The sequence below is a fragment of the Nonomuraea sp. NPDC049709 genome, from assembly GCF_040674815.1.
Taxonomy (GTDB): domain Bacteria; phylum Actinomycetota; class Actinomycetes; order Streptosporangiales; family Streptosporangiaceae; genus Nonomuraea.
On the sequence record NZ_JBFANM010000178.1, the window covers coordinates 1 to 6,763 of the forward strand.

A 6,763-nucleotide genomic window follows, 5' to 3' on the forward strand; every position below is an offset into this window, starting at 1 on the left:
CTCGTGGCCGGAGCCGCCGCCCGAGACCAGGCCGACGGCGCGGCGCGGGTCGCGTTCGCGGGCGCGCAGGTGGACGGGATCCTCGCGCAGCTCGACCAGGTGGGCGTGGGCACGGGCGAACCCGCGCAGCGCCGGCGCGACGGCATCCCCTGCGCCAGGGACAGCGCCGGCGCCATCGGGGACGAACAGGCCGCTCATGCGCGCATCTCTCCTCGTGTCGGTACGGACATCCTGCTCATGCTCGCACCTCGCCCCGTGCCAGGCGGCTCGCGGCCAGGCTGGACACGAGGGCCACGCCGATCATGTACGCCACCAGCCAGGTCCAGTGCCCGCCCGCCGCGGCCAGCAGCGCGGTGCCCGCGAGCGGGGCCAGCCCGCCGCCGAACGTGGCGCCCACCTGCTGGGTGACCGACAGGCCGGTGTAGCGGACCTGCACCGGGTAGAGGTTGGCGAACAGCGCCGCCTGCGCCCCGTACATCGAGCCGTGCCCCACCCCGAGGCCGAGCACCATGGCGATCGTGGTCAGCGCGAAGTCGCCGGTCTGCACCATGAGGAAGAACGGCACGGCCAGCACCGCCTGGAACAGCGCGCCGGCGATGTAGACGCGGCGCCGCCCGATCCGGTCCGACAGCGCCCCGAACACCGGCAGCGTGCAGCACTCCACCAGGCACGCGATGAGCACCGCCATCAGCACGGGCCCGCGCGGCAGGCCGAGCTCGGTGGTGACGTACGCGATGGCGACCACGTAGTAGACGTTGAACAGCCCGCTCTCGGCGATCTTGGCCAGGATGGACAGCACCACGCTGCCCACGTGCCGGCCGAACAGCTCCTTGACCGGCACCTGCTGCACGTCGCGCTCGGCGCGCATCTTGACGAACTCGGGGCTCTCGCTGAGGTGCAGCCGGATGTAGAAGCCGACCCCGATGAGCACGATGCTCACCAGGAACGGCAGGCGCCAGGCCCACGACTCGTACGCGCCCTCGGGCAGGGCGGTGTCGAGCAGGGTGACCAGGCCGACCGGCAGCAGCACGCCGGCGGGGGTGCCGATGTGCACCAGGGAGGTGGACAGGCCCTGCCGCTCGCGCGGGCTGTACTCCAGGGCCATGAGCACGCCGCCGCCGTACTCGCCGCCCATGCCCAGGCCCTGCACCACCCGGATGAGCACCAGCAGCAGCGGCGCGGCGATCCCGATGCTCGCGTAGGAGGGGATCAGGCCGATGGCGAACGTGCCGGCGCCCATCATGAGCATCGTGATGATCAGGACGTTCTTGCGGCCGAGCCGGTCGCCGAAGTGCCCGAAGATCAGGCCGCCGAGGGGGCGGGCGAGGTAGCCGACGAAGAACGTGGCGAACGCGGCCAGCGTCCCGACCAGCGGGGTCTGTGCGGGGAAGAAGACGTCGTCGAAGACGAGGGCGGCGGTGGTGGCGTAGAGGGTGAAGTCGTAGTACTCCACGGTGGTGCCCAGGGCGCTGGCCCACACGACGCGTCGGAGCGGGGTGCGGCCGGGGGTCCGTGGTGGGGCGGCGTCGCTGATCGAGCTGTCCATCGGCATCCCTTCTAGTAATCTGATATATCAGACACTAGATTTAACAGGGCCGCAACATCAAGAGGAGTCTTCATGCTGGATCTGCACGGGATGATCTCGACCGTCGTCACCCCGTTCGACGAGGACGATCAGGTGGACCTCGACCTGCTGCGCGCGGAGGTCAAATACCTGCTCGACGCGGGTGTGACCGCGATCTGCGCGTGCGGCAGCACCGGCGAGGGCCAGACCCTGTCGCTGGAGGAGAGCCGCGAGATCTGCCGCACGGTGGTCGAGGAGGTCGCCGGGCGGGTGCCGGTGATCGCCGGAGTGATCCAGAACTCCACGGCCCAGGTGATCCGCTATTCCCTGGCGCTGAAGGAGACCGGCGTGGACGCGTTGCAGATCACGCCCGTGCACTACGTCTTCTCCCCCTCCGCCGAGGAGACCGTCGCCTACTACCGCGAGATCGGCCAGGCCGTCGACCTGCCGATCGTGCTCTACAACGTGGTGCCCTGGGCGCTGGTCCCGGTGGACGTCATCGAGCGCCTGGCCGACATCCCCCAGCTGGTGGCCGTCAAGCAGAGCGGCGGCGACATGCACCTGCTGGTCGACCTGCTGGCCCGGGTGCGCGACCGGTTCACGATCCTGGCCGCCCTGGACGACCTGCACTACCCGGCGTTCATGCTCGGCGCCCACGGCGCGCTGGCCGCCGTCCCGACCGTCACGCCGCGCCTGAGCGTCGAGCTGTGGGACGCCGTCCAGGCCGGTGACCACGAGCTGGCGCGGCGGCTGCACGAGCGGATCCTCACGGTGTGGCGGGCCATCGACGGGCCCAACCTGCCGGCCACCCTCAAGGCCGCCCTCCAGCTGCAGGGACGCGACGGCGGGCGGCCGCGCAAGCCCTTCGCGCCCGCGAGTCCCGCCGAACGCGCGCGCATCGCCACGGCGCTGCGCGCGGCTAATCTGATCGCTTAGCCGTACACATCCGCCGAAGGGGAGACATAGTGCCGCCTCTGTCGAAGGGCTCGTCGCTGGTCGTGGATTCGATCGCGGACCAGCTCTACCGGATCCTGTGCGACCGGATCACCGGTGGCACGTACGCGCCCGGGGTCCGGCTCGATCCGCAGGCGGTCGCGACGGAGTTCGGCGTCTCGCGCACTCCCGTGCGCGAGGCGCTGGCCCGTCTCGAGCACGACCAGCTCATCGTGACGCGCCCCCGCTCGGGGACCTTCGTGGCCCGGCCGGGCGTCACCGACGTGCACGAGGTCTGTCAACTCCGCAAGGGCATCGAGTGGGTCGCGACCGGGATCGCGGCCGCCTCGATGTCGCTGGAGCGGATCGCCGACCTGCGCGGCGAGGCGGTCGAGGCGCTGCGCCAGGCCGAGCGGGGCGACTACGAGCCGTTCTTCGCCAGCGACAGCCGCCTGCACAACGAGATTGTGGCCGCGACCGGCAACGCGCGCCTGATCAAGGCCCGCTCCTCCACCGAGCCGTTCGTGCAGTGGCTGCGCGTGCTGGGCGCCACCGGCCCGCACCGCATCGCCGGCTCCACCCGGCGCCACCTGGAGATCCTCGACGCCATGGCCGCCCGCGACGCCGACGGCGCCCAGCGGGCCGCCGCCGTCCACCTCGACGAGGTGGAGGAGTGGACGATCGCCGACATGGAGTCCAAGGCGATCACGACGTGAGCGTGCGCGGGAACCGACAGCGGGTCGGGCGAGTGCAGGGCCGTGAGGTCGGCCCGCACCGGGCCGGACCCGGTGACCGCGTCGCACAGGCCGCGGTCCACCCGGGCGACCCGGGCCGGTACGAGGCCGGCCTCGCGGTGCTCGGCGCAGGCGTGGTCGAGTGAGGTCGTTCATCCGTACCGGGACAGGCCGGCGTCGGACGGATCCGTGAAGAGGTTGGGCAACGTGAGACACCTTGCGGGAAGGGGCCCCGACGAGACGCAGGCATCACCCCCGCCTCGTCAGCCGGACAGCGGCTGCGGCGAGGGGAAGAAGTGGGTCAGACCGGGGCCCGGGACGTGAGGAATGTCCGGGCGCTGCACACGGCAGCGGCCTTCACCGCGGTCATCGAACCTCACCTCCCTCTCATCCGGAACTCCAACGCCAAACGTCCAGCAGCCCAACACTCCCGGCGCGATGCCCGGCACGGGATCGTGGAGTGAGGGAACCGAAGGCGGCCGGTCCGGCGATAGACCTGATGTGCGCCGCTTTTTCAGCAGAAACCGGGACGCGCCCCCGTTCGGTCCCGACAGCGACGACGCGGAACTCCTCGCCGCCGTCGCGGCCGGCAAGGTGGAGGCGCTGCGAATCCTGCACCGCAGGCACGCGCCGTGGCTGCGGGTCCGCCTGGCCCGCCGCTGCGCCGACCCGGACGCGGTGGACGACGCCCTCCAGGACACCTTCCTCGCCGTCTGGCGCGACGCCAGGCGCTACCAGGCGGCCAGGGGCGAGGCCGCCGCGTGGATCTGGACCATCGCCATCCGCCGGCTGGTGTCGGTGCTGCGCGGTCCCGGCCACCGGTGGATCGGCGACGGCCGCGCCCCGGACGAGGAGCGAGGGCCCGCCGCGTCCGCGGAGGACGTCGTGCTGCTCGGCGTGGAGCACGGCGACCTCGGCACGGCGCTCGCCCGCCTGTCGCCCGACCTGCGCGCGGCGCTGCAGGCCACCGTCCTGGACGGGCTGACCACCAAGGAGGCCGCGCGCCTGCTCGGCGTGCCGGAGGGCACCGTCAAGACCCGCGTCATGCGGGCCAAGGCCCGGCTCAGGGAGGACCTGGCATGAACCGCGAGGACTGGCACGTGCCCGGCGACCTCATGGACCGTTACCTCACCGGGCGGCTCGAACCGGCCGTGGTCATGTCCGTCGAGGCGCACCTCACCCGGTGCGCGCGGTGCCGGGCGGCGGTGCCGTACGAGGAGGGGTGGCTGGTGGCGGGCTGGGAGCGGCTGGCGGAGGAGGTGGACCGGCCGCGCCCGGGGCCGGTCGAGCGACTGCTGGGCCGGGCCGGAGTTCCCGGGCACCTGGCGCGGCTGCTGGTCGCCACGCCGACGCTCAGCCGGGCCTGGGTGGTGGCGGTCGTGGTGGTGCTGGCCTGCGCGGTGGCGGTGGGGCAGGCGGTGCGCGAGGTCGGGGCGTCGTACCTGCTGGCGTTCCTGGTCGCGGCGCCGGTGCTGCCGCTGGCCGGGATCGCGCTGGCGTACGGGCGGCATGTCGATCCCGTCCACGAGACGCAGGCCGCCACCCCGATGGCCGGGCCGCGGCTGCTGCTCCTGCGGGCGGGCGCGGTGCTGGCCACCGCGGTCGTCCTGACCGCCGCCGCGAGCCCGTGGCTGCCGGGCCCGCCCGGGCTCAGCGCCGGATGGCTGCTGCCCTCCCTCGCGCTGAGCGTCGGCACCCTCGCCCTGGCCGTCCGCATGCCCGTCGCGGTCGCGGCCGGCCTGCTCGGCGCGGCCTGGCTCGGCGTGGTCGGCACCGTCGCCGCCGTGCACGCCGACGACCCTTTCCTGTTCTTCGCACCCGCGGCCCAGCTGATGTACGCCGTGGCCGCGGGCGTCTTCATCCCGTTCGTGTACGCGCGGCGCAGCCGCCTGGACCCAGGAGAGTCCCGTTGGAGCCAACGATCAGCGTACGAGCGCTGAGCAAACAGTACGGCCGGGCCACGGTGCTCGACCGCGTCGACACCGAGATCGGCCCCGGCGTGACCGGCCTGCTCGGCCCGAACGGCGCCGGCAAGACCACCCTGCTGCGCTGCCTGGCCACGACGCTCGCCCCGGACTCCGGGCGGATCCGCGTCCTCGGCCTCGACCCGGCCACGGCGGCGCAGCGCACCGAGATCCGCCGCCGCCTGGGCTACCTGCCGCAGGACCCCGGCCACTACCCCCATTTCACCGCGTTCGAGCTGGTCGACTACGTGGCGATCCTCAAGGAGCACACCGACCGGCGGGCCAGGCACCGCGAGGTCCGCCGGGTGCTGGCCGAGGTGGACCTCGCCGACAGGTCGCGGACGAAGGTGCGCAAGCTGTCCGGCGGCATGCGGCAGCGGCTCGCGCTGGCCCAGGCGCTGCTCGGGGAGCCGGAGCTGCTGATCCTCGACGAGCCCACGGTGGGGCTGGACCCCGAGCAGCGGATGCGGTTCCGGGCGCTGGTGTCGCGGCTGGGCGAGAGCCGTACCGTGCTGCTGTCCACCCACCAGACCGAGGACGTCGCCGCCCTGTGCGAGCGGGTCGTGGTCGTGAACCGGGGCCGGGTGGTGTTCGAGGGCACGCCCCGGCAGATCGCCGAGCAGGCGGCCGGGCAGGTGTGGTTGTCGGAGGAGGCTCCGGGGGCCGCGGCGCGGATGTTCTGGCGGACCGCCGACGGCCGGTACCGGACGCTGGGGGATCCGCCGCGGCACGCCGTACCGGCCGACCCGACCGTCGAGGACGGCTACCTGCTGCTGCTCGGCGAGCCGTCGGAGGTGGCCGCGTGACCGCCGTCGCGCTGCCGCGCGCCCACGCTCCGGCGCGGACCGCACGCCTCACGCCCGCTCTGCTGCGGTTCGAGGCGGTACGGCTGGCGCGCAGCCCGGCGCTGTGGACCGCGGCCGCCGCCTTCCTGGCGCTGCGCATCTTCTACACCTGGCAGTGGCTGCCCGACATGAACAGCGAGCCGGTCGTCACCATGACCACCTCACTGCTCATCGCCGCGACCGTGCTCATCCTGGCCGGCCTCGGGGCGGCCCGCGACGGCCGCAACGGCCTGGCCGAAACCCTGGCCGCCGTGCCCGGCGAGGCGGCGGTGCGGACCTGGGCGGTCGCGGTGGCCGCCGCGGCGGTCGGGGCGTCGGTCTGCGCCCTCGTCATGGGGGTGCACCTGGCGGTGCGGCTGCTGGCGAGCGGGACGGTGGCCGGGCGGGCGGATCCGTACGAGCTCGCCGGCGGGGTCGCGGTCACCGCGCTGGCGGCGGTGTTCGGGGTCGCGCTGGGCCGGTGGGTGCCGTCGCTGATCGCCGGGCCGCTCGCCGTCGTCGTCCTCGGCGTGCTCTCCTTCCTCGGGGTCTCGCTGGATCCGGGCCGGTGGCTGCTCCCCGCGGTGATGGTGCACGAGCCGCAGTGGGGCACGCGGCCGTCGGGGTGGCACGCGCTCTACCTGCTGGGCCTGGTCGTGCTGTTCGGCGCGCTGGCGATGCTCCGGCACGGCGTGCGGCCCCGGCGGTGCGCGGCGGCGGTCGCCGGGCTGGCCGTGGCGGTGC

General features: G+C 73.6%; 8 protein-coding genes and 1 pseudogene. 7 read left to right on the forward strand and 2 right to left on the reverse strand.

Annotated features, from left to right (window positions below; genetic code table 11):
- Both AB0J69_RS61200 and AB0J69_RS61205 read right to left on the reverse strand, forming a co-directional pair.
- Positions 1 to 198, reverse strand: a pseudogene (locus AB0J69_RS61200) (hypothetical protein); the annotation flags it as partial.
- A gap of 37 nt (positions 199 to 235) precedes the next feature.
- A complete protein-coding gene (locus AB0J69_RS61205) occupies positions 236 to 1,546 on the reverse strand; it encodes an MFS transporter (RefSeq protein ID WP_364138476.1) in 1,311 nt (436 codons plus the stop codon).
- A 72-nt stretch (positions 1,547 to 1,618) separates the two neighbouring features.
- Between AB0J69_RS61205 and AB0J69_RS61210 the strand changes: the two genes are divergently transcribed.
- From AB0J69_RS61210 to AB0J69_RS61240, 7 genes are all read left to right on the forward strand, one after another.
- Complete coding sequence (locus AB0J69_RS61210) at positions 1,619 to 2,500, forward strand: dihydrodipicolinate synthase family protein (RefSeq protein WP_364138479.1); 882 nt, start codon at positions 1,619 to 1,621, stop codon at positions 2,498 to 2,500.
- A 29-nt stretch (positions 2,501 to 2,529) separates the two neighbouring features.
- Complete coding sequence (locus AB0J69_RS61215; protein ID WP_364138482.1) at positions 2,530 to 3,213, forward strand: GntR family transcriptional regulator; 684 nt, start codon at positions 2,530 to 2,532, stop codon at positions 3,211 to 3,213.
- A 2-nt stretch (positions 3,214 to 3,215) separates the two neighbouring features.
- Complete coding sequence (locus AB0J69_RS61220; protein ID WP_364138484.1) at positions 3,216 to 3,377, forward strand: hypothetical protein; 162 nt, start codon at positions 3,216 to 3,218, stop codon at positions 3,375 to 3,377.
- Between the two features lie 355 nt (positions 3,378 to 3,732).
- Positions 3,733 to 4,314: an RNA polymerase sigma factor gene (locus tag AB0J69_RS61225; RefSeq protein WP_364138486.1), complete on the forward strand. Its 582-nt coding sequence runs from the start codon at positions 3,733 to 3,735 to the stop codon at positions 4,312 to 4,314.
- Entirely contained in the window at positions 4,311 to 5,171 is an 861-nt protein-coding gene (locus tag AB0J69_RS61230; protein ID WP_364138489.1) for a zf-HC2 domain-containing protein, read from the forward strand. The genes AB0J69_RS61225 and AB0J69_RS61230 overlap by 4 nt, the downstream gene beginning before the upstream one ends.
- Positions 5,141 to 6,001 carry an ATP-binding cassette domain-containing protein gene (locus tag AB0J69_RS61235; protein ID WP_364138492.1) on the forward strand — a complete coding sequence of 287 codons (861 nt, stop codon included), beginning with the start codon at positions 5,141 to 5,143 and terminating at the stop codon, positions 5,999 to 6,001. Before AB0J69_RS61230 ends, AB0J69_RS61235 begins: the two co-directional genes overlap by 31 nt.
- The coding region (locus AB0J69_RS61240; protein ID WP_364138495.1) for a hypothetical protein at positions 5,998 to 6,763 on the forward strand (766 nt) is incomplete at its 3' end. The genes AB0J69_RS61235 and AB0J69_RS61240, both read left to right, overlap by 4 nt.